The sequence below is a fragment of the Antricoccus suffuscus genome (assembly GCF_003003235.1).
Taxonomy (GTDB): Bacteria; Actinomycetota; Actinomycetes; order Mycobacteriales; family Antricoccaceae; genus Antricoccus; species Antricoccus suffuscus.
This window is the reverse complement of record NZ_PVUE01000004.1, coordinates 175,953-201,841: the sequence shown is the minus strand read 5'-3', so window position 1 is coordinate 201,841 and position 25,889 is coordinate 175,953. Positions and strand designations below refer to the sequence as shown.

Annotated in this window: 21 protein-coding genes; 9 read left to right on the top strand and 12 right to left on the bottom strand. The window is 61.8% G+C overall.

The genetic code is table 11. The annotated features are described in order from the left end of the window. Nucleotides 1–109 precede the first annotated feature (109 nt). Nucleotides 110–790, top strand: a complete 681-nt coding sequence (locus CLV47_RS07325) for a response regulator transcription factor (RefSeq protein WP_106348367.1) — start codon at nucleotides 110–112, stop codon at nucleotides 788–790. 19 nt (nucleotides 791–809) lie between these two features. On the opposite strand, the gene CLV47_RS07320 is transcribed toward CLV47_RS07325, so the two are convergent. The 4 genes from CLV47_RS07320 to CLV47_RS07305 form a co-directional block, all read right to left on the bottom strand. Beyond that, nucleotides 810–1,961, bottom strand: a complete 1,152-nt coding sequence (locus CLV47_RS07320) for a cytochrome P450 (RefSeq protein ID WP_106348366.1) — start codon at nucleotides 1,959–1,961, stop codon at nucleotides 810–812. A 168-nt stretch (nucleotides 1,962–2,129) separates the two neighbouring features. Next, nucleotides 2,130–2,573 (bottom strand): VOC family protein, encoded by a 444-nt coding sequence (locus CLV47_RS07315; RefSeq protein WP_106348365.1) that lies wholly within the window; start codon nucleotides 2,571–2,573, stop codon nucleotides 2,130–2,132. Between the two features lie 118 nt (nucleotides 2,574–2,691). After that, nucleotides 2,692–3,852, bottom strand: coding sequence for a serine hydrolase domain-containing protein (locus CLV47_RS07310; RefSeq protein ID WP_106348364.1), 1,161 nt, complete (start codon nucleotides 3,850–3,852; stop codon nucleotides 2,692–2,694). 234 nt (nucleotides 3,853–4,086) lie between these two features. Beyond that, nucleotides 4,087–4,737: a TetR/AcrR family transcriptional regulator gene (locus tag CLV47_RS07305; RefSeq protein ID WP_146135311.1), complete on the bottom strand. Its 651-nt coding sequence runs from the start codon at nucleotides 4,735–4,737 to the stop codon at nucleotides 4,087–4,089. A gap of 56 nt (nucleotides 4,738–4,793) precedes the next feature. On the opposite strand from CLV47_RS07305, the gene CLV47_RS07300 reads away from it, so the two are divergent. The 6 genes from CLV47_RS07300 to CLV47_RS07275 all read left to right on the top strand — a co-directional run bounded on the left by CLV47_RS07300 (nucleotide 4,794) and on the right by CLV47_RS07275 (nucleotide 10,876). Continuing rightward, entirely contained in the window at nucleotides 4,794–4,940 is a 147-nt protein-coding gene (locus CLV47_RS07300; protein ID WP_106348362.1) for a DUF1059 domain-containing protein, read from the top strand. Between the two features lie 131 nt (nucleotides 4,941–5,071). Continuing rightward, the gene (locus tag CLV47_RS07295; RefSeq protein WP_202862437.1) at nucleotides 5,072–5,383 is read left to right on the top strand and encodes a 2Fe-2S iron-sulfur cluster-binding protein; all 312 of its coding nucleotides are present in this window, start codon (nucleotides 5,072–5,074) and stop codon (nucleotides 5,381–5,383) included. A gap of 107 nt (nucleotides 5,384–5,490) precedes the next feature. Then, complete coding sequence (locus CLV47_RS07290) at nucleotides 5,491–6,807, top strand: cytochrome P450 (RefSeq protein WP_106348421.1); 1,317 nt, start codon at nucleotides 5,491–5,493, stop codon at nucleotides 6,805–6,807. 78 nt (nucleotides 6,808–6,885) lie between these two features. Further along, on the top strand, nucleotides 6,886–8,142 hold the full coding sequence (locus CLV47_RS07285; protein ID WP_106348360.1) for an NAD(P)/FAD-dependent oxidoreductase: 1,257 nt from the start codon (nucleotides 6,886–6,888) through the stop codon (nucleotides 8,140–8,142). Nucleotides 8,143–8,265: 123 nt separating this feature from the next. Beyond that, nucleotides 8,266–10,377, top strand: coding sequence for a S9 family peptidase (locus CLV47_RS07280; RefSeq protein WP_106348359.1), 2,112 nt, complete (start codon nucleotides 8,266–8,268; stop codon nucleotides 10,375–10,377). Nucleotides 10,378–10,681: 304 nt separating this feature from the next. Then, a complete protein-coding gene (locus tag CLV47_RS07275; protein ID WP_106348358.1) occupies nucleotides 10,682–10,876 on the top strand; it encodes a hypothetical protein in 195 nt (64 codons plus the stop codon). A gap of 5 nt (nucleotides 10,877–10,881) precedes the next feature. Here the strand turns inward: CLV47_RS07275 and CLV47_RS07270 are convergent, their stop codons facing one another. The 6 genes from CLV47_RS07270 to CLV47_RS07245 form a co-directional block, all read right to left on the bottom strand. Next, entirely contained in the window at nucleotides 10,882–12,315 is a 1,434-nt protein-coding gene (locus CLV47_RS07270) for an amidase (RefSeq protein WP_106348357.1), read from the bottom strand. A 47-nt stretch (nucleotides 12,316–12,362) separates the two neighbouring features. Continuing rightward, a complete protein-coding gene (locus tag CLV47_RS07265) occupies nucleotides 12,363–13,796 on the bottom strand; it encodes an amidase (protein WP_106348356.1) in 1,434 nt (477 codons plus the stop codon). A gap of 75 nt (nucleotides 13,797–13,871) precedes the next feature. Continuing rightward, nucleotides 13,872–14,843 carry an ABC transporter permease gene (locus CLV47_RS07260; RefSeq protein WP_106348355.1) on the bottom strand — a complete coding sequence of 324 codons (972 nt, stop codon included), beginning with the start codon at nucleotides 14,841–14,843 and terminating at the stop codon, nucleotides 13,872–13,874. After that, nucleotides 14,840–15,784 (bottom strand): ABC transporter permease, encoded by a 945-nt coding sequence (locus CLV47_RS07255; RefSeq protein ID WP_106348354.1) that lies wholly within the window; start codon nucleotides 15,782–15,784, stop codon nucleotides 14,840–14,842. The genes CLV47_RS07260 and CLV47_RS07255 overlap by 4 nt, the downstream gene beginning before the upstream one ends. 42 nt (nucleotides 15,785–15,826) lie before the next feature. After that, nucleotides 15,827–17,449 (bottom strand): ABC transporter substrate-binding protein, encoded by a 1,623-nt coding sequence (locus CLV47_RS07250; protein ID WP_238145276.1) that lies wholly within the window; start codon nucleotides 17,447–17,449, stop codon nucleotides 15,827–15,829. Between the two features lie 23 nt (nucleotides 17,450–17,472). Continuing rightward, on the bottom strand, nucleotides 17,473–19,617 hold the full coding sequence (locus CLV47_RS07245; protein ID WP_106348352.1) for a dipeptide ABC transporter ATP-binding protein: 2,145 nt from the start codon (nucleotides 19,615–19,617) through the stop codon (nucleotides 17,473–17,475). Nucleotides 19,618–20,069: 452 nt separating this feature from the next. Between CLV47_RS07245 and CLV47_RS07240 the strand changes: the two genes are divergently transcribed. Next, nucleotides 20,070–20,777: a TetR/AcrR family transcriptional regulator gene (locus CLV47_RS07240; protein ID WP_106348351.1), complete on the top strand. Its 708-nt coding sequence runs from the start codon at nucleotides 20,070–20,072 to the stop codon at nucleotides 20,775–20,777. A gap of 181 nt (nucleotides 20,778–20,958) precedes the next feature. Next, complete coding sequence (locus tag CLV47_RS07235) at nucleotides 20,959–22,323, top strand: aspartate aminotransferase family protein (protein WP_106348350.1); 1,365 nt, start codon at nucleotides 20,959–20,961, stop codon at nucleotides 22,321–22,323. Between the two features lie 158 nt (nucleotides 22,324–22,481). Here the strand turns inward: CLV47_RS07235 and CLV47_RS07230 are convergent, their stop codons facing one another. Both CLV47_RS07230 and CLV47_RS07225 read right to left on the bottom strand, forming a co-directional pair. After that, nucleotides 22,482–25,055 (bottom strand): CaiB/BaiF CoA transferase family protein, encoded by a 2,574-nt coding sequence (locus CLV47_RS07230; protein ID WP_106348349.1) that lies wholly within the window; start codon nucleotides 25,053–25,055, stop codon nucleotides 22,482–22,484. Nucleotides 25,056–25,142: 87 nt separating this feature from the next. Further along, nucleotides 25,143–25,820 carry a DedA family protein gene (locus CLV47_RS07225; protein ID WP_202862436.1) on the bottom strand — a complete coding sequence of 226 codons (678 nt, stop codon included), beginning with the start codon at nucleotides 25,818–25,820 and terminating at the stop codon, nucleotides 25,143–25,145. Nucleotides 25,821–25,889 lie beyond the last annotated feature (69 nt).

The following is a 25,889-nucleotide window of genomic DNA, read 5'->3' as shown; positions in this document are numbered from 1 at the left end:
TCGCTATGGCCATCAGCGATATTCCCTCACGCAGATGCGGCCGTTCGGCCACGCTGCTCGGCAACCCGAGCGACCGTCCTCGCGCGGCTCCGGATGAGGTGGACCTTCCATGCGTGTAGTGATTGCCGAGGATGAAGTACTGCTGCGCGAAGGTCTCAGACACGTGCTTGACACCGACGGGTTCGACGTGATCGCTACGGTCGGCACGGCCGTGGAGCTCGACCAGGTGGTTACGCGCATGCGCCCAGATCTGGTGATCACTGACATCAGGATGCCTCCGACTCACACTGATGAGGGGCTTCTGGCCGCGCTGAGGATCAAGAAGACGACGCCGTCCATCGCGGTGGTGGTGTTATCGCAGTATGTGCAGCGCCGGTATGCCACCGAGTTACTCCAACGGGACGGCGGGGGCGTGGGCTACCTGCTCAAACAACGCATCGCCGATGTGCCCACGTTTACGGCAGACCTGCGACGGGTCGCCTCCGGAGGCACCGCACTCGACCCTGACGTCGTGTCGGTGATGGTAACGCGGGCCAGCGTTCTAGGCGGGGCCGTCGGGACGCTGACGCCTCGACAACTCGAGGTGCTGGGCTTGATGGCCCAGGGCCGCAGCAATGCGGCCATCGCGAGCGAGCTACACCTGAGTGAGAAGTCTGTCGTGCAGCACACTTCGCACATCTACGACGCGTTCGGCTTACCGGTCGACGCCGATGACCACCGCAGGGTCCTGGCAGTCATCCGCTATCTGACGGACGCCGGCGAGGCCCGCGCCTCGCGGCACGGACCGTGAGGTACGAAACGTCGACCAGCTATCGGACGGCCAGAGTGAGTCGGCGCGGTTTACGGAAGATCAGGCCGACCGGCGTCTCGCTGCGGCGTACGTCGAGGTGGGCCTCCGGCAGGTGCCGCCGCAGCGCGAAGATCGCCTCGCGCGCTTCCAGCCGGGCGAGGTGTACGCCGAGGCAGTAGTGCGGACCGAGCGCGAATCCAAGCTGACGGGTGAGATTCGCCCGATCTGGATTGAAGGTGTCAGGATCGGCGAACTGCCGCGGATCCCGGTTCGCGCCGCTGACCGAGACCATCACCAGGTCACCGCGGCGAATCTGGGCGGCGCCGATCTGGATATCGGTCGTCGCGTAGCGGTCCAACCGGGCGGCGGCCGGCTCGATCCGCAGCGACTCCTCGATCGCCCGGTCCACCGCGCGCTCGTCGAGCGCATCCGGGCTTTCGGCGAGCGGGTCGGCACCGCGTCGCCAGAGGTACTGCACGGCATGCGCAATCATCCCTTCGACCGTTTCGACGCCGCCGATCATCATGATCGCAAGGTTGCCGACCGTTTCCTCGACGGTGAGCGGATCGGCGCCCGAGGTCGCGGCATCGAGCAACGGACTCGCCTCGGTCCGTCGTACCGTCTCGAGCACCCGGGAGCGCAGTTCGTCGAGGGCACGCGTCGGGACCGCAGCCGGACGGCCCGCCGCGTCGGCTTCAAACGCGGCAGCCAGCAGGTGGTGCCACTCGACGACCTCGGCCGCCGACGTACGCGGCAGCCCCAGAGTCTCGGCCAGTACGGCGATCGCGAGAGGTTGCGCAAGCTCGGACAGCACCTCGATGCTCGCCCGGTCGGCGCGGGCCACGACGAGCCCGTCTGCGATCCGTCGGGTTGCCTCGGTGAGTCGCTGCCGAATGGCGGCCGGACGATACGGCGCGGCAAAAGCCCCGCGGTGGCGAGAATGTGCCGCCCCGTCGACGGTCAGCATGCTCTCGCCAGTGAGCCGTGCGGTCGAGAATCGAGCGTCCTGGACGGTGAAGGTGCCTGAGTCCTTCAACACTTGCACCGCCTCGTCGTACCCGGTGACCAGCCAGCCGTCGAGCTCATCGACCCACAGCACCGGGGAGCTTTCACGGCACGCCCGCAGGACTGGGTGCGGGTCGTTTGTCAGCGCCTCAAGGTCGATCGGCATGTTGTCCAGTCTGTCAGTCGCGCAGTTGGGTGCTGCGTTTGTGTACGACGTCCGGACATTTCGTTGCACTTAGATCGCGAGCAGCTATAAGAGGCTGTTCAAGATCAACATCACCGACGCGACGGATGTCGGTCCCGCCTCGACTGTCCCCACGTCCTCTCGGCCGGACTACTGACCGCCGGAGGCGCCCTCACCTGGCGTGCCCGCCGGCGGTCGTAACCCTGGCTCGACCGGCGCTAGGAGCTCGACCCGGTTGCCCGGACCGTCAGCGGTATGGCACCGCTCGTTACCCGGAAAGTTATACCGCTGGCTCCAGTCAACGTCGAACCCAAGCTCGACCAGCCGCTCAGTGATGGCCTCAAGTTCGGCCACACTAGCGAACTGCACCGCCGGATGCGCTTTGAGGGCGGGTGAAAACGGGTCCTCGACCCCGACATGGATCTCCGCTGTCACCGCTCCCGAGTCGTCGTATGCCCGGAACCACACCCCGCCTTTGGGCTTGAGATCTTCGGGCTTCTCCACCTCGGTCAGTCCGAGACCGTCGGCGTAAAACCGTCGGGCCTCGTCCTCGGTCCCAGGGGGGCAGGCGACCTGGACATGATGCAGCCTCATCTTGCTCCTCCTGCTCGCATTTGGTCTATCTATAGACAGGCTAAGCAGGAGAGCCAGCCGTCGTGTTGCCCGCCGTGCGACGAGTCCCTCGCCGGGCATTCGTATCTAGCAGCCTCGGCTAGGCGGACTTCAGGGTCGCGGCGATCTTACGCATGAGCTTTGTCGGCGGATGGCCATCGAGATTCGAGATATTCATGAGGATGACGACCGAATTGTCCGTCCCCTGCTGTCCCATAACGGCAAGGGTAAAGCCGAAGCCCTCGCCGGTATGTCCCCACCAACCGGCGATCTCGCCAATACCAAGCGCGTACTGGTCGTACTCGGGGCCTTTATCTAACGGCGCACCGACGAGTCGCGCGGCCTGGAGCTGCGGGTTGAGCAAGGTCCCATTGGCCAGCGCAGGCGCGTAGATCTGCAAGTCCGCGAGGGTCGAGACCATAGCCCCGGACCCCGCGAAGATGGAGAAGTTGTTGCCCTGCGGCTCCATCTTCGTGTTATCGGGCTGGTAGCCGACAGCGTGCGGTTTTGGCCAGTCTGAGTCACTCGTCGCGTAGGCCGTGTGCGTGAGCTTTAGCGGCGTGAAGATCTGCTGCTGAAGCACCTGGGCAATGGGCATGCCGGTGACCATCTCGATGATCCGGCCCAGCACTACGGTGTTGGTGTTTGTGTAGACGTGCTTGGCTCCGGGCGGAAACTGCGCCGGCTCGGTTGCTGCAAAGCCGATGAGCTCGTCGGCCGTGAACTCTTTATCTGGATTCGCCGAGTAGGCCTTGATGAAGGCGTCGTTGGTGTATTCCGGCAGCCCACTCGTCATATTCGCTAGCTGTCGAACGGTGATCTGGTTGGCGTTCGGAAGGTTGGGCATCCATTTCGCGATCGTGTCGTCCAGACTTAGCTTGCCCGCTTCGACCAACTGCAGAGCCGCGGTAACCACGAAAGACTTCGTCACGCTGCGCAGCGGCCACGTCATCTCGGTGGTCAGCGGCGCCTTCGTCTTGAGGTTGGCGACGCCGACGGTCGCCGTATAGTCGCCCTTGTCGGCGAGATGAATTCCAACGACCGCCCCTGGCACGTTGTACGTCGCCACTGCCTCAGCGATGTCATCATCGATCGCCTTCTTGAGGGCCGGCTTGAGGGTGGTCACGGAGGCCACCTCTGGGACGGTGCTGGGCGGGGATTTGCTGGCCGTGCTCGCCGTCTTAGGTTGGGCGGCACAGCCACCGACTACGAGCGCGAGAATCGGAACGAGCCAAGCCGCGCGGATCCTGTACTTTGCCACGACGCACCCTCAATCGGCGCCACCGCCGTGCCGCTTGCCGCGGAACGCCCCCCGACGCATTTCCGAGATTACTACCGATCGAGACTCAGCGATATGGGCTGGCGGGTTGCCGCCAGTTCCGATATCGCACTTACTGCGGCTATGCTCGGCGCCATGGTCACGCGAAGTTTCCATCGCACGGCGCTTCGAGGTAGTCGCAGGACAAGTCCACCGTCAGTGGTGAGACTTTGAATGCTAGTCCGGTCGTCGAGCCGCAGGCAGCGCCAGTTGCCAGATATCGGTCAGCTCATCCAGCATGAGTTCTCGGTCGATGCGCTGCAGGCCCTGGACGACGAGCCTGAACGCGAGCTGATCAAGCTGGATGATCAGAAGCTGAAGCCGCAGGTGCGCCTGAGTTCGTTGGTCAGACGAGACACTGGCAAGGTAGTCGGACATCTCGTCCGCGAAACCCGCAATCGTTCCCTCGGTCTTCTCGGCGAGATGAGGATCGGAGGTCATGGCCTCTCGCACGGCCCGCAGCATCAGTCCGTGCTTCTGATACCAGTTGAGCGTCCTACCCAATGCGGCCCGCAGCACGTCCCGGCCGCCGTCGATCAGCGCAGCATCGACCTGTTGCCAGTACGCCGGAGTATCGGCGAGATTAGTACGCATGATCGCGAGGAGAACGGTGGACTTGTCGGTGAAATGAAGGTAGAACGTCGCCCTCGAAACGTTAGCCGCCTTGGTTATACCGCTGACGGTGGTTCGCCAGTAACCTTCGCTCTCGAAGATGGCTTCCGCCGCGGCCAGCAACCGTTGATGAGTCAGTTCCCGAAGCTCGTCTCGCGCGGTCATACCGGGACGACTGTCGGCAACTCGCTGGAAGTCTGGCGGCGGCGCACTCACGGCGCGACTTTAGCAGAACGATTCGTATGCAAAGACCACCATCGAGAGGACATGAAGTGGACCTGTACCTGAACTGCCCCTGCGGCGAGGTCGTGGAAGGCGAAGACGAGGACCAACTCGTAGAGAAGACGCAGGAGCATCTGCGCAACGCCCATCCGGAGCGCACCTACACCCGTGAGCAGATCCTCTTCTTCGCTTCCTAGGTGTGAGGTTCGCATAAAGAACCCGCATGCCGGTCAGCCATCAAAGATTTGACGCGACAGAGCGCCATTGACTAGACACTATGTCTAGCGTAGGTTCAGTCACATTATTTTTGACGCGAGGAGCACGCGGCGTGGAAGTTACCTTTGTATTGCAGGACAAGACGACTCGCACCGTTGAGGCCGAGCCGGGCTGGAAGCTCATGGAAGTCGCGGTCGACAATGCCGTTCCCGGTATCGACGGGGACTGCGGCGGAGAGGCGGCCTGCGCGACTTGCCACGTGTATGTGAGCCCTCAGTGGCGCGAAGCGACCGGCGAGCGCACGAGCGACGAGCAAGCAATGCTCGACAACACGTTTGGCGTGCGCGAGGACAGCCGCCTCTGCTGCCAGATCACGACGGATGAGGAGCTCGACGGACTGATCGTCGAGGTCGTCGGCAGCTAGATCGAAGCATCTCGCCGCTCGCGGGATGCCCCAGACCACCAAAGCGACACCCGAACCAGGCGATGATCAAACTCCACTTTCGCCGCAACGATCTGGAAGAGACAAACATGACCATCACAGATTCGCATGACGCGGCATTAACTGCGGAGCAGGCCGAGGCGCGCGAGCGCATCTATGCGTTGCCCCTGGAGTCGCTGGACCCGGCCAATGAGGCTCACTATCCGTCCGGTGACATCCACTGGGTCTTCGAGCGCCTGCGCGCCGAGGATCCGGTGCACTTCACGGCGGCGGAACACTCCGAATATGGTCACTACTGGTCGCTGACGAAGTGGGACGATATCCGGGCCGCGGACACCAACCCGAAGGACTTCTCCGCGAACGGCATCATTACGTTGGCTCGTCCAGTGCCCGAGTCGATGACGGAGGAGGAAATGGAGGCCCAGCGACGTCAGGGCATCACCTCGCTACTGAGCATGGACCCGCCGGACCACGAGATCCACCGCGGTGCGGTGTCCGAGGCCGTGGCTCCCGCGAACCTCGCCGCAATGGAGCCCCTGATCCGCGAACGCGCCGGGGCGATCCTGGACGGCCTGCCGATCGGACAGGAGTTTGACTGGGTCGACAAGGTCTCCATCGAACTCACGGCAATGACGTTGGCGACCCTCTTCGACTACCCCCAGGAGCAGCGCCGGAAGCTGACATGGTGGTCCGATGTGATCACCTCGGCCCCCGGTCCCGGCCGGGCGGTCGAGAACCAAGAGGACCGGGTAGTCGCGATGAACGAATTCTTCGACACCTTCAACGACATGTTCACGCGCCGCCAGTCGGAAGAGCCACGTGTGGACTTCCTTTCCCTGCTGGCGCACAGTCCGCACGCCACGGACTTCACGGACCGGGAACTCTTCGGCGATGGAATCGTGCTCCTGGTCGGCGGCAATGACACCACGCGCAACACGATCACCGGCTCGGTATATGCGCTGAGTAAGAACCCGACGGAGAATGCGAAGCTGCGGGCCAACCCCGCACTGATCCCCTCGATGGTGTCCGAGACGATCAGGTGGCAGACACCGCTCACCCATATGACTCGCCGGACCACCCGCGACGTCGAAATTAACGGCAAGATCATCCCCAAGGGCGACCGTGTCGCGATGTGGTACGTGTCGGGGAACCGCGACGAAGACAAGATCCAGAATGCCGCGTCGTACATCATCGACCGTAAGAATCCCCGTCAGCACCTTTCCTTCGGGTTCGGAATCCACCGTTGCCTGGGTAACAAGCTGGCCGAGTTGCAGCTACGGATCATCTGGGAAGAAATGCTCGCGCGTTTCCCGGAAATCAACGTCATCGGCGAGCCCGTGCGTAGCCACAGCAGCTTCATCAAGGGCTACGAGTCGATGACCGTCGTCATCCCCCGGCGCAACTGACCTACGCGATGGTGAGCGGCGATGATCCAGCGGTTCTTGTGATCCGTTGCCAGGCACTGATGGCGAGAACGGTGTGACATGAACCAGTCAGCAGTAGTGATCATCGGCGCCGGCCAAGCCGGCTGCCAAGCCGCAGCCTCGCTGCGGCAGGGCGGGTTCGAGGGCTCGATCACTTTGGTGAACGGCGAGCCCGGCCTGCCGTATCAGCGACCGCCGCTATCGAAGGGATACCTGCTGGGCAAGGTCGATGCGGCCAAGCTGCTGCTTCGACGGGATCACTGGTACCCGAAACAGCGGGTGGATCTGATCTCAGATCAGGTGGTGGCTATCGACAGAGCGGGCCATCAGGTCCAGTTGGCCGGCGGTCCTACGCTGGCGTATGACCATCTGATCCTGGCGACGGGCTCCCGCAACCGGGAGCTGCCGGTCCCCGGTGCCGAGCTGGGCGGCGTAATCGGTATGCGCACGCAAGCCGATGCAGATGCACTGGCGGGTCGGGTCGGCGACGGGGTCGAGGTTGTGGTGGTCGGTGCGGGCTTCATCGGCCTGGAGTTCGCGGCGGTGGCGGCCGCGTTGGGCGCCTCGGTGCATGTGCTGGAGCAGGCCGATCGCCCGATGGCCCGGGCGGTCTCGGCGGCGACGTCCGATTTCTTCCGTCAGGCCCATGAGGACTGGGGCGTGCGGCTCGAGTTCGGGCGGGGCGTGATCGGCATCGGCGGCGATAACGGGGTGGCGACGAGCGCGACACTGACGGACGCACGGATCGTGCCGGCCGATCTGGTCGTGTACGGGATCGGCGTCGTACCCGAGACCACGCTTGCCGAGCGTGCCGGGCTCGGGGTCGACAACGGGATCCGGGTCGATGAGCAGCTACTCACCGACGACCCAGATATCTCGGCGATCGGCGATGCCGTCAGCTTCCCCAGTGCGTACGCCGGAGGCCGGATGATCCGTCTTGAGTGCGTCCAGAACGCCGCTGACCAAGCACGCCATGTCGCCGCTCGGCTGACCGGTGCGAGCGCGGCGTACGACGCACTGCCGTGGTTCTGGTCCGACCAAGGCGACCTCAAATTGCAGATAGCCGGGCTCGCCGACACCGACGACGACAGCGTGGAACTGGTCTCGCCGGAGCCACGCCAGCGGACCGTTTTGCGCTACCGCGCCGACCGGCTCGTCGCTGTCGAGACCGTCAACCGACCTGGCGACCATATGCTCGCCCGCCGAATCCTGGCCGGCAGCGCCAGTAGCGCCGGGCCCACAAGCGCAGAGGCGACCGTGGCCGGGTTCGACCTGAAGACCTGGCACGAAGCCCAAGACCTGGTCGCTGCCGGTTAGCGGGCCACGCAACCCCGTCTGCCAGAACCCGGCAGTCTTCGAATCGTTCAGTCTTCTGGGCGATACCTGAGCGGGCCAGATCGGTTGTGGACTAGGGACCGCGCGCCGTGATAGGAGTACGTGATGACTCGACCCGAGGACACAAACCAGACCCCATTTCACGACCTGCAGCAGTACGTGGCGATCCCACGTGTCGGCGGTCTTGCAATCAACTCAGACGGCACCCGGCTGGTCACGTCTGTCTCGACGCTCAACCCGAAGGGCACCGGCTACGTCTCGGCCCTGTGGGACGTCGACCCGACCGGATCCCGTGCGGCGTACCGGATCACGCGCAGCGCGAAGGGCGAATCCAACGCGGCCTTCGCCTCAAATGGCGACCTCTACTTCACTTCCGCTCGGCCGGATCCGGACGCTACAGACGATGAAGACACGGCACAGTCGCTCTGGGTCTCCCCTGCGGCCGGCGGCGAGGCACACGCCGTGGTCACCCGCGCAGGGGCCGTCAATGCTGTTATTGCTGCGAAGGACGCCGGCGTCGTTGTCGTGACTGCGTCGGTCATGCCCGGCGCAGAAGACGAGCCTTCGGACGAGACCATCCGCAAAGCTCGCAAGAAGGCCGACGTGGCGGCAATCCTCCATGACGGCTACCCGGTTCGTTACTGGGATGCCGACCTCGGGCCGGCCCGGCCACACCTGTTTGCGGTCGAGACTCCCGACGAGCAAGGCAGCCGCCCGTCGACCGTGGATGCGCCGTCCGGCAGGAAGATCCGCGATCTCACAAATGACATCGCCGCGGGTCTGGTCAACGCGAGCCCGGTGATCAGCCCAGACGGTACGACGATCCTCACGAACCTCGCCGTACCACTGGCACGTGGCGACCAGCGTTCGGTGATCGCGCGGATCGACGTCGCTACAGGCGACCGCACGATCGTGCTCGATGACGACGGCTACGATCTGTCCCCCGGGCCGATCAGTCCAGATGGCTCGAAAGCGGTCCTTGTCCGCGAGTCACGCAGTACGCCGGAACGCGCGCCGCGGATTACCCTCGTCGTGCTCGACCTCGCGACCGGCGTCGCCACCGATCTGGCCTCGGGCTGGGACCGGTGGGCGAGCCCGAAGGCCTGGCTGCCAGACGGTTCCGGCGTACTCGTGGTCGCCGACCAGGATGGCCGTGCGCCGGTGTTCAGGATCAACGTCGAGTCGGGCTCGGTCGACCAGGTCACCCATGATGACGCGGCGTACTCCGACGTCGTAGTCGGAGCTAACGGCGTCGCCTACGGGCTGAGGTCGTCGTACGCGTTTCCGTCCGAGATCCTCCAGATCGACTTGACCACAGGCAATGTCGCCCAACTGCACGGGCCGGTCACGCGACCGCCGCTGCCCGGAAACCTGGCAGAAGTCGGCGCCCAGGCGCCCGACGGCACTCGCGTCAGGTCCTGGATCGCCCTTCCCCCAGGCGCTTCCGCCGAGAGCCCGGCGCCGCTGCTGCTGTGGATTCACGGCGGTCCGCTCGGTTCGTGGAACGCATGGAGCTGGCGGTGGAACCCGTGGCTGATGGTCGCTCAGGGGTACGCCGTACTGCTGCCCGACCCGGCGCTGTCGACCGGCTATGGACAGGACTTCGTGCAGCGAGGCTGGGGGCGCTGGGGCGCCGAACCTTTCACAGATCTCATGGCGGCGACCGATGCCGCGGTCGCCCGCCCGGATATCGACGCGGACCGGACGGCCGCAATGGGAGGCTCGTTTGGCGGTTACATGGCCAACTGGGTCGCCGGCCACACCAACCGGTTCAAGGCGATCGTTACGCACGCCTCACTGTGGGCGCTCGATCAGTTCGGGCCGACTACCGACGCGTCGCATTACTGGAGCAAGGAGATGACGCCGCAGATGGCGGTGGACAACTCTCCGCACCGGTTCGTCAAAGAAATCGCCACCCCGATGCTCGTCGTACACGGCGACAAGGACTACCGCGTGCCGATCGGCGAGGGGCTGCGTCTGTGGTACGAGCTGTTGTCGCAGTCCCAGCTCGCGACCGACGAGGACGGCCGTACGCCGCACCGTTTCCTCTACTTCCCTAACGAGAACCACTGGGTGCTCAGCCCGCAGCACGCCAGGATCTGGTACGGCGTCGTACACAACTTCCTCGCCACGCACATTGGTCTCGACGTACCGGAGCTGCCCGCCGAACTCGGTCTCATCCCGCCGCCGAGTACGACGACCGACAAGCCCGCGTGACATGTCCCGCCTATTGGTTGACTGCTTAGAGTCTGACGGCGCCGAATCCATGAATCCCTCACGCTCCTGGGTGATGATCCGCAAGGAGAGAGCCGGTCGGGTAATAGCAACGCAGCACGCAATGGCCGACCCGCCTCCCAACTTTGTTGGCATAGTCGTTGTCTATGTCGCCATGGGTAATCGATGGCTACCGCCTCGCGGTCCTCGTCCCTACCGTCGTAGTTGTGCCCATATGACCTGACACCCCGAACAAACACGACCCCTTGAATCGGAATTCGCGGAGCATCCAGACGGCGGTTCCGCGATGACTTCGCACCCAAACCGCCTCACCGTAGCAGGAGCTCACGGCCCCGGCGTACTGCTCGCGGTCACCATCGCCGCGGTCGCGACCGTGATCGGCAAACTGCTGCCGATCGTCGGCGGACCGGTGTCCGGAATCGCCATCGGCGTACTACTCCTTTCCGACACGCAACCGGTCACCGATCCTCGGTGTTGCTAGCAGCTTCAGCGATCGATCGATTCGCACATTGAGGGGCGACGTTTCCACCGTTGCGTACATTGTTCGAACGCGTGTGCCAGCTGAAGTACGCTAAGGTCGGACTGCCATCGTCCAACGATTTGAATCCCGACCGGCAAACCCTGCGGCGTAAAGGAGCATGGAACAGATATGGCCGGCAGGCCAGTTAGCGTGATCCGCGACGCTGAGCGCATCCAAGCCACGTAGTTGTCCATTTCGATCTCACCGATAGAACGCGGATATTCCAGCTTCGCATCGAACGGCGCAACCTGATTAACTGGACATAGGAAGAACTCATAACCACTAAGGAATTGGCGTACTCGGTGATACGTCAAGGTACGAGTCTCGTGCGCCCAAGCAACTTCTTCTGCAGTGCGTTTGAGTCCATCCTCAATATTCCAAATCACTGTCTCCTTCAGGAGTTCACGGTGATTGCGTAGCCGCTCACGGCCAGAGAGAGCGAAACTCGCGCTGCGCAGGATTTCATAAGCCTCATCGGCGCCGTCGAAATTCGGTGTCGCCTCCTCGATAATGCAACCCACGGACTCGAACGCCGTCAGTTGGCTCTCGATGGCAGCCGTGACCTGAGGTTCTACTGGTAGCCCGCCCAGATCTGATGACCACGCGATACGAACCCCACGGAAATCACGTTCTAGGCGGCCACGGTAATCCGGTGGCGCTGAACTGATCGAGATCGGGGCTCGATGATCCGGCCCTGCCATTACGCTAAGCATGAGTGCCACGTCTCCTACCGTGCGAGCCATCGGACCCTTCACAGTTAGACCCGCCCAAGCATCTTTGCTAGGCCAGCTAGGAACGCGCCCGGGCGATGGCCGAAATCCGACGACATTATTGAAGTTGCCAGGATTTCGCAACGAACCACCACTGTCGCCGCCGTCGGCTATGGGCAGCATTCCACTTGCGAGGGCGGCGCCTGCGCCGCCACTGCTCCCCCCAGCAGACTTGGTGACGTCAAAAGGATTCCGCGTTGTGCCAAATACTGGGTTGAAGGTGTGGGATCCCGCGCCGAATTCGGGTACGTTGGTCTTGCCAATTGTTATGCCGCCGGCCGCTCGGAGCCGTTCCACTACTAGGCAGTCAAAGTCCGGGACATAATCCCGATACAGAGGTGATCCGAAGGTAGTCCGCATACCGCGCGTCTCATGTAGATCCTTATGCGCGATGGGGAGCCCGTGAAGTGGACCAATCGTGCCCCCAGAGTTGAGCTGATGGTCTGCGTCATCAGCCAGTCCGAGTGCCTCATCGCGGTCAAGCAGACTAACAATCGCATTCACAGTAGGGTTGTACCGCTCGATCTGATCGTAGTGCGCTTCCATCACCTCGCGTGCTGTCAGTTCCTTGGTTCGGATACAGCGAGCGATCTCGGTCGCAGGCCAAAAGCAGATATCTGTCGCTGTCATTCCGAGAGTCCCATCTCGTTCGCCACCAGGTTGTCCGTACAGTTTCGTCACCGTTTCGGGTGGAGGAGGTCTGGCCACCGCTCACCGAGGCCCAATGTTCGTTCTAGTACTTCAGCGATCTGCAGCACCGGGATGTCCTTATGCCATCCGCCTGCGATCTGGATTCCCACCGGAAGACCCGCCTTCGTCCACCCGCACGGAAGCGAGATCGACGGCTGCCCCGTCAGATTGAACGGGTACAGCAAGTATGCACGTCCAAGTGTCTGGTCGAATGCTTGTCCGGCGATTTCGGTCTGGCCACGACCCGGGATCGCTGACCACGCCTCGATCGGCATCGCGGGACTAACGAAGAAGTCAACTGCTTCGAACATCTCGACCGACTTTGCATATAACGCACCCCGCTTCGCTTCAGCTCGCCTCAGGTCAACTGCCGAGTACTTCCGGCCGGCGTCGATGAGCGCATGCAGGGTACTTTCAATCCAGTCAGGGTGTTCATCAGCCATGTCTCCAAACCCAGCCGCCATCGAGGTCGACCACAGCACCCGGTGGAACTCCGACGGATTCTCCCATCCTGGCGACGCCTCCTCGACGACACAGCCGAGATCGCCAAGCAGGTGGACCGCGTGCTGCACAATCTCCACAACCTCAGTTTCAACGGGCCCATACCCCATATCAGGGCTCCACCGGACTTTCAGCCCTGCCAGCGGGCGATCCGCCTCCGGCAACCGAACAAATGGATCAAGCGGAGCATCGATGGTTCCCGCGTCACGCTCGTCAGGTCCTGCCAACACCGATAACATCATCGCGGCATCGGCGACAGTCCGCGCAATCGAACCCCAATGCGTCCGGTGGGACCAGTATTCCCGATACGGATATAAAGACACTCGTCCGAACGACGGTTTGAATCCCACTACCCCACATAACGCTGCCGGGATCCGGATCGAACCGGCACCATCGCCGCCCTGCGCAAACGGGCCGAACCCTGACGCGACAGCCGCCGCTGCGCCTCCGGAGGATCCGCCACTGGTGCGATCGAGCTTCCACGGGTTCAGCGTGGTCTCCGCGACGAGGTTATCGGTCATATCTTTGTGCCCGGCATTTGGTGCGTTCGTTTTACCCAGCAACAGTCCTCCGGAACTGCGTAGCCGAGCCGCAGCGGCCGAGTCTTCGTCTGGGACATTGTCGGTAAAGAACTTTGAACCCATCGTCGTGCGGATGCCCGCCGTACGGACCAGATCCTTTATGGAATAAGGTATCCCGTCCATCGGGCCGTTCAAGTCACCGTGCTTCGCGCGATCGTCAGCGGCAGCGGCCTGTACCCGCGCCAGGTCATCAGTCCGCGTAATAAACGCGTGCACCGTTGGGTCGTGCTCATCCATCCGGGCCAGCACCGACTCCAGAATCTCCGACGGCAATACCTCTCGTGCACGGATCATCCCGCCCAGCTCCGTCGCTGAGCGACTCCACAACTGCGAACCCATAACTATCTCCTCATATTCGCTTTCTGTCCTGACCTGAGTCAGTTCGGTCGGTGTACCTAATGATGTAGATCCAGCTCACCCCCGCCGACCAGCCTTACGTGCGCGGCTCAGGCGGTCCTTTCGACTGCGTTCGAGGTCGAGAATCGCGCGAGCGCGCGTGTCGATCAGACCGCGAATGCCCTCGCCGAGGAGGTTCAGGGACATGACGCTCAGCACGATCATGATGCCCGGGAATACGATGAAAGTAGGCGCTATCGTGATGAATGCTCGCGCCTCGCCAACCATGTTTCCCCAGGTCGGCGTCGGCGGTTGGACTCCTAGCCCGAGAAAGCTCAACGAACTGTCAGCGAGCAGGGCCGAGGCATAGATGAAAACGGTTTGCACCAATATGGTTGATGCCGAATTCGGAAGGATGTGCGTCAGTAAGATTCTCGGGCCACTGACCGCGGCAGAGCGCGCGGCGGCCACGTAGCCCTTCTCGCGCAACGAGAGCACTCTGCTGCGGACCACTCTCGCGATGTGCGGCGTAAACACTGTGCCTAGCGCGATGATTTCTCCCCACACTCCCGAACGTAGGACGATGAGTAGCGCAATCGCAAGGACGATTGCGGGAAACGCCATGATCCCGTCCATCAGCCGCATGATTGGCCCCGAAAGGCGATCGTAGAAGCCGGTGAGTGTTCCGATGAACGTTCCTAGGACGAGTGCCATACCGGTGATGGCTAAGCCGATACCAAGCGAGGTACGTCCGGCGTATACGATCCGCGCAAGAATGTCGCGCCCGTATTCATCTGTACCAAGCCAATGCGCACTTCTTGGACCGGCCAATCGCGCTGACGGATCGATCGCGCTGTACGACTGCAGCAGCAGTGGGCCGACCGCGGATACCAATAAGATCAGTACGAAGATTGCGCCCCAAATGATCGTTGGGGCATCCCTTCGCCACAGGGCAGCCAGGCCCAACCTGAGGCGTGCAAACTTCCCTTTGCCAACTTTCGGGTCGCGTATTGACAGGGCGGTGGTATCAAGCGCCAGTTGGCTACTCATCGCACACGCACCTTAGGGTCGGCGACGATATAGAGCAGGTCGGCGATCAAGTTCACGATGACGAACAGCACCGCTATTGTGAGAGTCAGCCCGAGGATGAGTGGATAGTCACGTGCCTGAATTCCGTTGTACAACGTCAGTCCCCAGCCCGGTATGACGAAGACCATCTCAAGTACGATTGCACCGCCCAGTAGATGGCCGAAGCTGGCACCGGCGACTGTGATGGTGGGAAGTAGCGCGTTTGGCAGGACGTGTCTATAGAGCAGCGTGCGTTCCTTCACCCCCTTCGCGCGTCCGGTGCGCAGATAGAGGTTGAGGAGTTCTCCTGAGATGCTCTCTCGAAGGGTTGCTACAAACAGTGCTAGTTGATGGGACATGAGAACGACGATCGGCAACACGAGGTATCTCAAGCCTTCAATTGGATGACTCAGTAGGTCGACGTATCCGCTCACTGGGAAGATCTCGACGAAGACCCCTAAGAACAGCACCAGCATGAGCGCAAGCCAGAATGACGGAAGGGCCAGCCCGAAGGCGGTAACCGGGCTAAGTAGCCGGGCCCAGAGCGAGCGCGGCTTGGCTGCTGCTTTGAGCGCGAGCGGAACAGCGAGCGCCACGCTCATGATTGTGCTGGCGACGGCCATGAAAATTGTCGGCACCGCATGGTCAATGATCACCTTCGTCACCGGTTGTGAGAACGTGATGGACGTGCCGAGGTCGCCGGTCGCCGCATTGGTAATCCATCCGAAGTACTGCAGGATAAGCGGTCCGTCGAGATGCATTGCCTTGGTCAGCGCGTCGATCTGGTCTTGCGTTGCGTAGGGGCCAAGCATCGCTGTCGCCGGTTGCCCGGGGACGAGCCGAATGATGAAGAACATCGCCGTGCCCACCAAGATCAGTACAATGACCAGGTCGCGCAGGCGTCGTATGAGCAGACGTGCCATGAAGCGACTCCTCTTCCTGAAGGTGATCGGTTTGCGACCCGGTTACGCGGCCAGGTAGCAGTTCCAGAAGATGCTCTGCGTGAATGTGGAAACGTCTTTAAGGCTGGTGGAGTAGACATCGAATACCTTGTTGGGGGCGACGCTGATTACCGGCAGTTCCTCCCACACCAGTTGCTGAATCTGGTCGACGATTTTCTTTGCCTCGGCCGGGTCTTTCGATATCTGATATTTCGCCTTGAGCGTGTCTAGGTCGCCCGAGTGGAACTCGCCGGGGCGGTTGGGCGCCAGTGGGAGGACCTGACTTGGTGAGGTGACGGTCCCGTTATACGCGGAGAAGCTAATGTCCCAGTTTGACGAGTCGGTGGAGATCTTCGAGATCATCGTGGGGAAATCGTAAACTTGCATGTCCGTTTTGAGTCCGAGCTTCTCCAATTGCGACTGGAGCACCACCGCCATCTGGTAGTACTTCGGATATGTCTGGGTCGTCACGAGCCGGATGGGCTTGTTTGCTGTAACGCCCGCCGCCTCGAACAACTTCTTCGCCTTCTTTGGGTCGAAGGTCTCGTAAATGTCCTTACCAGCTTGGGAGTACATTGGCTTGTCGACTGAGAAGACCAGCGCCCCGCTGAGGGGTGACCAGAACTCCTTTGGCCCGAACGACGCCTGAGCCATCGCCTTCTTATCGATCGCCATATTCAGTGCCTGTCGTGCTTTGAGATCACTGAAACTGCTGTCCGCAGAGTGATTGATCAGAATAGTCGCAACAAGGCCGCTGTCGGCAACGCGAGCTTTTAGATTCGGGCTGTTCTTAAGTGCCTCGTACTCGTCAGCGTTCACTGATTGAGCCCACTGAAACTGGCCGGACTTTAGCCCGTTTAGCTGTTGGGCTGGGTCGGGTACAAATCGAAACTCAATAGTGTCGATGTAGGCCTTCTTGGCGCCGGCGAGGCCGCTTGAGGTGTCATCGCGACTGGAGTATCCGTCGAAGCGCACGAGTACGACCGATTGGCCGTGCTTATATTCCTTGAGTTTGTATGGCCCGGTACCGATTATCTTGTCGTCGGCGATCGGGGACGTCCCTGCCTCTTCAGCTACGGCGGCTGGGACAATTATCGCCGGTTGTGTTGTCGCGGCCAGGTCGTCAATGAAGGAGTAACGAGGCTGGTGGAGGGTAATTGTTACCGCCTGCGGATCGGTGGAGGCTATCGAGGCGACATCCTTGGCCACGGACTTTCCTACTGCAGAGACAAGTTGCCAGCGTTTCAGGCTAGCGATCACGTCCCCTGCGGTCATCCGATCGCCGTTGTGGAACTTCACATCCGATCGCAGTTTGATGGTGTATGTTAAGCCGTCGGCGGACTTCTCGTACCCACTGGCAAGCATGGGCGCTGGCTGGTAGTTCTTGTCGATCACGAAGAGTTGCTCAAAGATGTTGATCGCCACGCGGATTGTCAGTGATCCGGTGTTCTGAGCCATATCGAGCGTCTGCGGGTCGCCGGACAGCGCGGCGACGACGGCGCCGCCCTGTACCGGTGAACTGGGAGCGTCGTTTGCGCTACCTCCAGTCGCGTTACAGCCGGTAATTGCGATCGAAGCGATGACAGCAATTGCCGCGGATCTGCGGATAGTAAGGCTACGGCGCTTATAGAGCCTAGATAGTTGCATCTTCACGTGAAACCCCGCTTTTGTTAATAGGAATAGTCGTCTTGCTTAACCAACGCAGATGGCGTGGGCTGGTGTCTGGAGGCCACAAGTGGGAAGTGGCATGCCGTGCGTTGCTCGTCGTTGATCGGCGCGAGTGGTGGCTTATCCGTGTCGCAGATGCTCTGGCGGCGCGGGCATCGGTCTCGAAAGCTACAGCCGATCGACGTATCTACGTTCGCCGTTTCCGTATCTAGACCGTCAACCGTTACGGCAGATCGCTCGTCTCTGGATCTCGGATTGTGAGGATCCGGGTTCGCGGCGAGGAGCATCTGCGTATATGGGTGCGCTGGGCCCGCAATAAGTGCCTCCGCGGAGGCGATTTCGACGATGGTGCCGAGGTACATGACCCCAATCCTGTCGGCAACCGAGAGCACGAGGCTCAGATTGTGTGTAATGAATAGGTATGTAAGTTCGTGCTCGGCCTGCAGCCGTCTGAGCAAGTTGACGATCTGGCCTTGTACGGACACGTCCAACGCCGATGTCGGCTCATCCGCAACTATCAGCTTCGGCGAGGTCGCAACCGCCCGGGCTATCGCCACACGCTGACGTTGCCCGCCGGAAAGCTCCGAAGGCCTCTTGTGAACGTAAGACCTAGGTAGGTTCACCTCGTCGAGCAGTTGATTGATGCGGTCTGTCCGATCGGAGGTACTAAGCTTCACGAGCGACTTGAGCGGTTCGGCCAGTGCCTGGCCAACGGTTTGACGAGGATCGAGCGAGCCGTTCGGGTCCTGAAATATGACCTGTACGTGACGCCGGAAGTTGCGGTCCGCCGAACGGCCACGTAAATGCGTCACGTCGGCGCCGTCGAGAGTCAGAGTACCGGTCGTGACCGGCTCGAGGCGCGAAATCAGTCTGCCCAGCGTTGTCTTGCCGGACCCGCTTTCGCCTACCAAACAGAAGAATTCACCACGCCTGAAGGTAAAACTGACGTCATCGACCGCTCGGACTGCGCTCAGACCAGCCGTGGAGTTCGACTTCATCGACTCGCTACGGGCGTTGCCGGCGTAGACCTTGGAAACGCTACCGAGCGCCAGGTAGCCAGGTCGAGTTGGTTCTCCGACTCTGCGCCGGTTGTCCGGGGCTTCGCTTGTCACGTCGGCCGCCAACCGCGCCATGCTTGCGTTGTCTATTGCAAGAGGGTTCCAGCAGGCGACTCGCCGCATACGCGTCTCGGGGTTTGTGGCCCCAGACCGGCCCGTTGGTGCGCCAGATGTAACTGCGAGCTGGGGCTCAGTCCCTGTACACTCCTCCGTTACGAACGCGCACCTGTCGGCGTATCTGCATCCGCCGAGTTGCTCGGCCGGCGACGGTACGAATCCAGGAATCGTCATCAGGTCGCCTCGACCGACCCGACCCGGACGCGGAATGCAGTCGAGCAAAGCTTTCGTGTACGGGTGCTTCGGCGCCAACAGCATCTGTTGACAAGCGCCCTCTTCGACCAGACGGCCGGCGTACATCACTGCAATCTTGTCTGCGACTTCTGCCGCAATCCCCATGTCGTGAGTGATCAGAATGATTGCCATGTTGCGCTCACGCTGCAAATTTAAAAGCAACGTCAGGATCTCGGCCTGGATCGTGACGTCAAGCGCGGTCGTCGGTTCGTCTGCGATCAAGAGTTCGGGATCACACATAAGCGACATCGCGATCATCGCGCGCTGTTGCATGCCCCCAGAGAGCTGGTGTGGGTACATGCCCAGGCAGCTTTCGGGGTCTGATATTCCGACCTGGGCCAAAAGGTCGGCCGCTTTCTCTCTAGCGCGGGACTCTTGCATTCCGTGAGCAGCTTCCACGAGTTGCGGTCCAATACGCTTGGTCGGGTTGAGCGCCTCCATGCACTCTTGGAAGATCATCGACACTCTGCGGCCGCGAATCTGTGACATTTCACGTCGGCTCGCCCCGACGAGATCAAAGCCGTCAAAGCGGGCCTCGCCAGACAGCTCGACCGATGAGGTGAACTCCAGAAGACGCATCAGCGACAATGCCGTCACAGTCTTGCCGCTGCCAGACTCGCCGACGATGCAGAGCGTCTCCCCCCGCTCGACACTGAACGAGACGTTGTCGACGAGGTCGACGGACGCGTCTATCCCGACTGCCGTGACTCTGAAGCCTGAGACATCAAGTAGAGGCATGCGATCCCTTCGGGTAGCAGTAACAGAGCACGCTTCAGAGCAATGACCTGAACTTTGTGATCATTGGCGAACGGGTATGGCTGTAGGGCTAAACAGGTCTTGGGTTTTGCAAACCGCCGCGGCCACAGAGACACACGTGCGGAACGATCGTTACGCCGTTGGTGAAGTGAGATTAGTTTGAAACGGCTGGAGAGTCAACACTCTCAACAAATGAATCTCCGGCCGACTCGCTCCGGAGACGCACGGCATGCGGATCATCCGAACCGACTAAGATCGCCGGCAGGCTTCGGTTGGGTCGTCTGCGGACCGTTGCTCGCCCATGTGTCGGCTAGACACGTAGGGCAGGCACACGATCGACGTCAAGGGTGGGGTTACAGTGTCGGACAGTTGTTCAGGATCCGGCTTGAGGAATTGCCTCGCTCTTCTATTATCTGGCACAGAGCAAGACACACATGTTAGGCAATACGTTGACGGTCGAGAGTGCGATTGAGGAGTATCGGCGGCGCTATGCTGCCGCCGAAGCGGCGCATAACGGCAGCAGGAGCGACCTGCGCCAGAAGATCATGGACGCCACCCTCGAGCTGGCTGCATCCGAAGGGGTTGCGGGTGCTTCGGTCAGAAAGATCGCGTCTGCCGTCGAAATGCGCGTCGCGACGATGTACTCCTACTTTCCCGGCGGCAAGGACGAGCTAGTCTCCGAGGCAATGCTTCAGCGCGTGCAGGAGTTCTATGCGAATCAAGCGAGCGGTCTGCGATCTGACGACCAAGCAATCGAGAACCTGCGCAGTCTCGTCTTCCGGCACGTCAGGTGGTCACTCGACCATCCGAAGTCAACCCCGGCGTGGGAAGTTATCGTCGCATCAGACCGCATCTCCCCCGTCCTATCTGAGCACGTTCGCAGCGAACTAGAGCGAATGGCGACCGATTACCGGGCCCTGCTTGTTCGCCTTCTCCTCGTCCTCGGGGTCGAGGCTCCCGATACGGCGGGATTCGCGGAAATGCTTGTCATTCTCTGCAATGACGCTTTTAGATGGACCGGCCGCGGACAGCGACTACAACAGCCCCTCGCCGCCGAAGAATTTGCGTGGATCGCGATACGAGGAGCGATCAACCTACGCGACACCAACCGCTCACACTCGCATTCGGTACGGCCTCACTGATCATCTCGATCCAGTAGATCCCACCGATCGAGTTGCTGGCTCTTGACGCTGGATCAACTCTGTTCTAACGTCTCTGCGCGTAACGCTTGTTACGGTACGGTAGGTCAAACCTACATAAACCCGACGAAGCGGCGCCTCATCCGGCTGAAGCTTCTTCGTCTCAAAGAAGGTCAGTGAACCCATGTCTAATCAACGAACTACTGTCGACACCTACGGCGACTTACGAGGACGCCTCCCGAAGTCGTCGGGATATCACGACCGCGTGTCGAGAGTTATACCGCTAGGACTCGCCTCGCGAGCACGAAACCGAGACGTACAGGTAACTATGGACAACGCGTCTGGCGCATACCTCACCGACATAGATGGCAATCGTTACGTAGATTGTTTTCTCGCGCTCGGCCCCATGTTCTTCGGCAACTCCCCGCGACCAGTAATCGACGCGGTGACGGATTCGATCAATACTGCACTGCAGTTCTCCGGACAGAACCTCAACGAAGCAAGACTCGCAGAGCGAGTGCTGGCCCTTCAGCCGTGGGCGGACAAGTTGACCTTCGCTAACACAGGCAGCGAGGCAGTACAGTCCGCGCTCCGGATAGCGCGTGGCACAACGGGCCGGAATGTCATCGTCAAGTTCGAGGGCCATTACCATGGCTGGATCGACCCAGTATTCGTGAACACGCCTGGAACGCCGCTCACAGCACACCACGGCGGCAAAGTCGAAATCGCGCACACCAACCACGGGCTTGCGGTGCCGGGAAACATAGTAGTCGCCAACTGGGGTGACCTCGATTCATTCACACAGTTGATGGCCGAAATCGGCGACCAGGTGGCTGCGGTCATAATCGAAGCGTCAGTCTCGGGCGCAGGCAACTATCTGCCGCCCCCTGGACTGATGGAGGGCATTAAAAGCGTCACCCACAAGCACGGTGGACTTGTAATTCTGGATGAAGTAATCACTGGGTTTCGATTCGCGCCAGGGGGGATCGCGAGTATTCTTGACTTCCAGCCCGACCTCGCCACATATGCGAAGGCAATCGGCTCTGGTTTCCCCATTGCCCTAGTCGCAGGGACGGACGCAGCAATGGAATCCGTGTTGGACGGCCGAGTCACTATCGGTGGAACGTACAACGCGACCCCATCCTCCGTCGCGGCGGCCCTCGCCGTACTAGATATGATCGAGGACGGCGGCAACGCGATGTATGCCAGAGTCAACGGACTGGCGAAACGTCTAGCGACCGGCTTTGAACAGGCTGCGGCGGATATGAGCGTGCCGATCAAGGTTAACCACCTCGCATCACTGGTCAAAGTATTCTTCGGACGCACTGATTTCAAGAACTCATACTCAGATCTGATTACATCAGATTCCGCTGCCATGGCCGACGTGTCCGAACGAATGTTGGCGCATGGTACCTACGTCGCACCTAAAGGAATGTTCTTCCTGAGCACCGAACACACTGAACGCGATATCGACACGATCATTCGAGGGTTCCATTCGGCATTGGAGGAGAGAGGCGGCGCGGGGAGTCACGGGCTGAGGACTCGGTGACCCTGACGCCATTGGAATAGCTGTGGTGTACAGTTCGCCGGTTGGCTCAGTCTGTTTGGGTTGAACCTCGCCAGGATCTGGTACGGCGTCGTACACAACTTCCTCGCCACGCACATTGGTCTCGACGTACCGGAGCTGCCCGCCGAGCTCGGCCTGACCTAGACGACGCCCTCCTCGAAGAGCGCCTTTACTTCCACGTCGGACAGGCCCAGTATCCGGGTGAGTACCTCGGCGGTGTCCTCGCCGTAGTTCGGTCCGTTGCGCTGCTTGACGCCGCCGACGTGCGGAGGTGTAGCGCTCATCTGTACCGGCAGTTGCTTCACCGGCCACACACCATTTTCGGTTTGCTTCAGCTTGACCAGCCATTCACGGTGACGCAACTGCGGGTCATTGTCGACGCGGTCTTCCGCATTTTGGGCGACCCCGGCCGGTACGCCGGAAGCCTGCAGCGCACCCATCAGCTCGTATCGTTCCCGTGTCGCCGTCTCGGCCCCGACGAGCGCGTCGAGCTCGTCTTGGTGCGCCAGTCGCTGCTCGAGCGTGGCGAACCGTTCGTCGTCAACCCACTGAGGGTGGCCGAGCACCTCGGCGGTCGCGACCCACTGCGATTGGGTGAAGCAGGCGATCGCGATCCATCGATCATCGCCGTCCGCCCGGTAGATACCGTGCGGCGCGGCCGGTTTGTCTGGCGAGCGGTTTCCGCGCCGACTCCAGGTCCGGCCGTTGGCGGTGTAGTCGAGGATCGCGGTCCCAGCCAGGTACATCCCGGTTTCTACCTGGGACGCGTCGATGTGGCAGCCCCGGCCAGTCTGGTCGCGGCGGTAGAGCCCAGCGAGAATCGCCGTCGCGGCGTTGTAAGCGCCGAACCAGTCCAGGTAGCTATAGCCGATCCCGGCCGGCGGCCAGGGCGCCGGGAATCCGGACATGTCGGTGAGACCGGAGAACGCCTGCGCGGTCGGTCCGAATGCCTTGGCGCGGTCGTAGGTGCCCCGTTCGCCGAGGCCGGACTGTTGCACGTAGACCACGTCCGGGTTCAGCTCTTTGAGCCGGTCGTAACCCAGACCCATCCGCTTCATCGTGCCCGGCGAGTAACCCTCGATCACCACGTCGGCGTCCCGAATCAAGTCCTCAAGAATCTGCTTTCCCCGTGGATCCTTGAGGTTCAGCGAGATCGCGGACTTGCCCGTGTTGATCTCCATGAAGTTGGCGGACTTGTTGAACGTGTCCAGCGGCGTGGGCGTCATCGGGGCGCGCGCAGCGTCCCGTTCGGCGGGGCCGCCGGGCGGATAGACGACCTCGGTGAAGCGCATCCCATCCAGGCGCGACTCGTGCTCAACCTTGATCACATCCGCGCCGAAGGCGGCCAGGAATTTGCCGGCGCCCGCGGACGCGAGCATCCAACTGAGGTCGACGACGCGTAGCCCGGCGAGCGCGAACGGCTTGCCGTACGGCGATGTTGCGGCCGCCCGCTCTGGGTTCGCGGCGCCCGAGCCGACGTCCCGAGAGGCGGTCCATTCCTCGACGATGGTGCCGTTGTGTTCACCGACCAAAGGCGCTCGCGGGCCGACGACCCAGTCGACCTGGTCGCATACCCACCGCGCACCCACGTCGACGAAGCCCTCGCCGACCTCGGGGTACTGCACTTCAGCGAACGAGTCACGCGCCTTCCAATGCTCGTCGGCGAGATTCTCCTCCGGCGTACGCACCGGCGCCCATGGCAGTCCCCGGCCGATCATCTCCCGCCAAAAATCGCTGTCGTAGGTGAACCGGCGTACGAGACGATCCATCACCGAAGCGATGTGCTCGCGCCGCTGAGCCCGGAAGTCGGGGTCCTCCCACTCCGGGTCGTCAAGTTCGCCCTGCATTCCGTACTTCCGCAACGCCGCGATGTCGCCCGACCAGCTGGACGGAAAGTTGCGCACGTACGTGACGTACGGCAGCAGGTAGCGTCCGTCTTTGGTCTGAGTCAGCGCCTTCGGCGTTGTCACCGGCGACGAGTGCCGCCCCGTCTGGCGACGATGCGGCCGGCGAAGCGTCAGCCAGTTAGGCAGGTCGAGCTCGGTGTTTACCGCGTTCGCCTGGTGCACCGCGCACGACAGATATTGGCCTTGTCCGCGCGCACCGCGATACAGCAAGGCGGCCATCACGGCGATCACGCCCTGCTCGCCCGCGACGTGGTAGGCCTGCCACATCTGCGGCGCGATCGGCGGCGTGTCGTAATGACCGTCCGGCTCGGGATCGTAGCCCGAGTTCATCGCCATCCCACCGAGCGCCAGATGAACTAGATCGCTTCCTTGGAAGTCCGCCCATGGGCCATCCTCGCCGAACGGCGTGATCCGCAAATAGATCAGACCCGGGTTCGCGCCGGACAGCGCCTCATAACCGAGGCCACGGTCGGCCAGATACGAGCCGGGCCGAGAATCGATCAGTACGTCGGCATGCTGAGCGAGCACCTCGAACTCGCGCTGCCCCTCGGGCGAGTCGAGGTCCAACGTCACCGATCGCTTGGCGACGTTGTAGTGCCAGAAGTAGAGACTGTGGTCTGGGTCTGGCTCGTCGCGGTAGAAAGGGCCGTAACCGCGGGTCATTTCTCCGCCGATCGGTTCTACCTTGACCACGTCTGCGCCGAGGCCTGCCAACAGCTTGCCGGCGTACTCGCCAAGCTCGTTGGCGATCTCGAGCACCTTCAGTCCGCCCAGATAGGTGCCCTTTTCCGTCGCTGTCTCGCTCATATGCCCTCTTCCGTGATTGCAGTCACCGCAGGTGAGAGCACCACAACAGGCCGCTAGTGCGCATGCAGTTGCGCCTGATCATCCTGCTCATCGGCCCACTGGAATGGACAGTACATCACCGGTCCGGACCGGATCGGATCTCCCAGTTGGCGCCTGACTTGGCACAGGTCCGTCGCCGTCACTGGCGGTCTCGGGTTTGCAGACCCACCGCCTGATCGCGTCAATGGCCAGTCCAAGCAGCACCGAAAGAGCGATCCCGAGCGGGATGCTCAGCACTGGATGACTACCTGCCCACGTCCCCACGAGCGCGCCGAGTCCGATCATGTACGCCGTCCAGCTCGCGCCACCAATGATGCTCAGCGGGACGAATCGTCGCCGCGACAACCCGGTCGCACCCGCTGTCATATTCACCAACACGCGGCCGACTGGAACATAACGTGCGGTCAGCAGCACGGAAGCCGGCCGGTTATCCAACTCGTGGCCGGCACGATCCAGCGCGTGCCTTACCCCCGGCCGGCGCATCCACGCGAACCTCGAGATACCAAGCCGCCGCCCGAGGGCGTAAGCGATGTTGTCCCCCACGGCCGCCCCTGCGGCGGCCACCACTCCAAGGGCCAGGAGCGACGGATGCCCCGTCGATACCGCAAGCGCGGCCATCGCGACGACGGCAGCCTCGCTCGGAACCGGGGGGAAGAACCCGTCGAGCACGCACAGCGTGAACAGCACGACGTACAGCACGCCCGATCCGGCGATGGCGGCGATCAAGTCTATGGCTCAATTCAACCGACGTCCACCGGGCAGATCGATCGCGCAGATACCCGTCTTTGGGGTGGT

Excerpts from the sequence above, each read along its gene's own strand:
- CLV47_RS07280 (WP_106348359.1), top strand. The coding sequence starts at position 8,266 with ATGACTCGACCCGAGGACACAAACCAGACCCCATTTCACGACCTGCAG.
- CLV47_RS07260 (WP_106348355.1), bottom strand. The coding sequence starts at position 14,843 with ATGAGTAGCCAACTGGCGCTTGATACCACCGCCCTGTCAATACGCGAC.
- CLV47_RS07245 (WP_106348352.1), bottom strand. The coding sequence starts at position 19,617 with ATGCCTCTACTTGATGTCTCAGGCTTCAGAGTCACGGCAGTCGGGATA.
- CLV47_RS07315 (WP_106348365.1), bottom strand. The coding sequence starts at position 2,573 with ATGAGGCTGCATCATGTCCAGGTCGCCTGCCCCCCTGGGACCGAGGAC.
- CLV47_RS07325 (WP_106348367.1), top strand. The coding sequence starts at position 110 with ATGCGTGTAGTGATTGCCGAGGATGAAGTACTGCTGCGCGAAGGTCTC.
- CLV47_RS07270 (WP_106348357.1), bottom strand. The coding sequence starts at position 12,315 with ATGACAGCGACAGATATCTGCTTTTGGCCTGCGACCGAGATCGCTCGC.
- CLV47_RS07320 (WP_106348366.1), bottom strand. The coding sequence starts at position 1,961 with ATGCCGATCGACCTTGAGGCGCTGACAAACGACCCGCACCCAGTCCTG.
- CLV47_RS07290 (WP_106348421.1), top strand. The coding sequence starts at position 5,491 with ATGACCATCACAGATTCGCATGACGCGGCATTAACTGCGGAGCAGGCC.
- CLV47_RS07230 (WP_106348349.1), bottom strand. The coding sequence starts at position 25,055 with ATGAGCGAGACAGCGACGGAAAAGGGCACCTATCTGGGCGGACTGAAG.
- CLV47_RS07265 (WP_106348356.1), bottom strand. The coding sequence starts at position 13,796 with ATGGGTTCGCAGTTGTGGAGTCGCTCAGCGACGGAGCTGGGCGGGATG.
- CLV47_RS07275 (WP_106348358.1), top strand. The coding sequence starts at position 10,682 with ATGACTTCGCACCCAAACCGCCTCACCGTAGCAGGAGCTCACGGCCCC.
- CLV47_RS07285 (WP_106348360.1), top strand. The coding sequence starts at position 6,886 with ATGAACCAGTCAGCAGTAGTGATCATCGGCGCCGGCCAAGCCGGCTGC.
- CLV47_RS07255 (WP_106348354.1), bottom strand. The coding sequence starts at position 15,784 with ATGGCACGTCTGCTCATACGACGCCTGCGCGACCTGGTCATTGTACTG.
- CLV47_RS07235 (WP_106348350.1), top strand. The coding sequence starts at position 20,959 with ATGTCTAATCAACGAACTACTGTCGACACCTACGGCGACTTACGAGGA.
- CLV47_RS07240 (WP_106348351.1), top strand. The coding sequence starts at position 20,070 with ATGTTAGGCAATACGTTGACGGTCGAGAGTGCGATTGAGGAGTATCGG.
- CLV47_RS07250 (WP_238145276.1), bottom strand. The coding sequence starts at position 17,449 with ATGCAACTATCTAGGCTCTATAAGCGCCGTAGCCTTACTATCCGCAGA.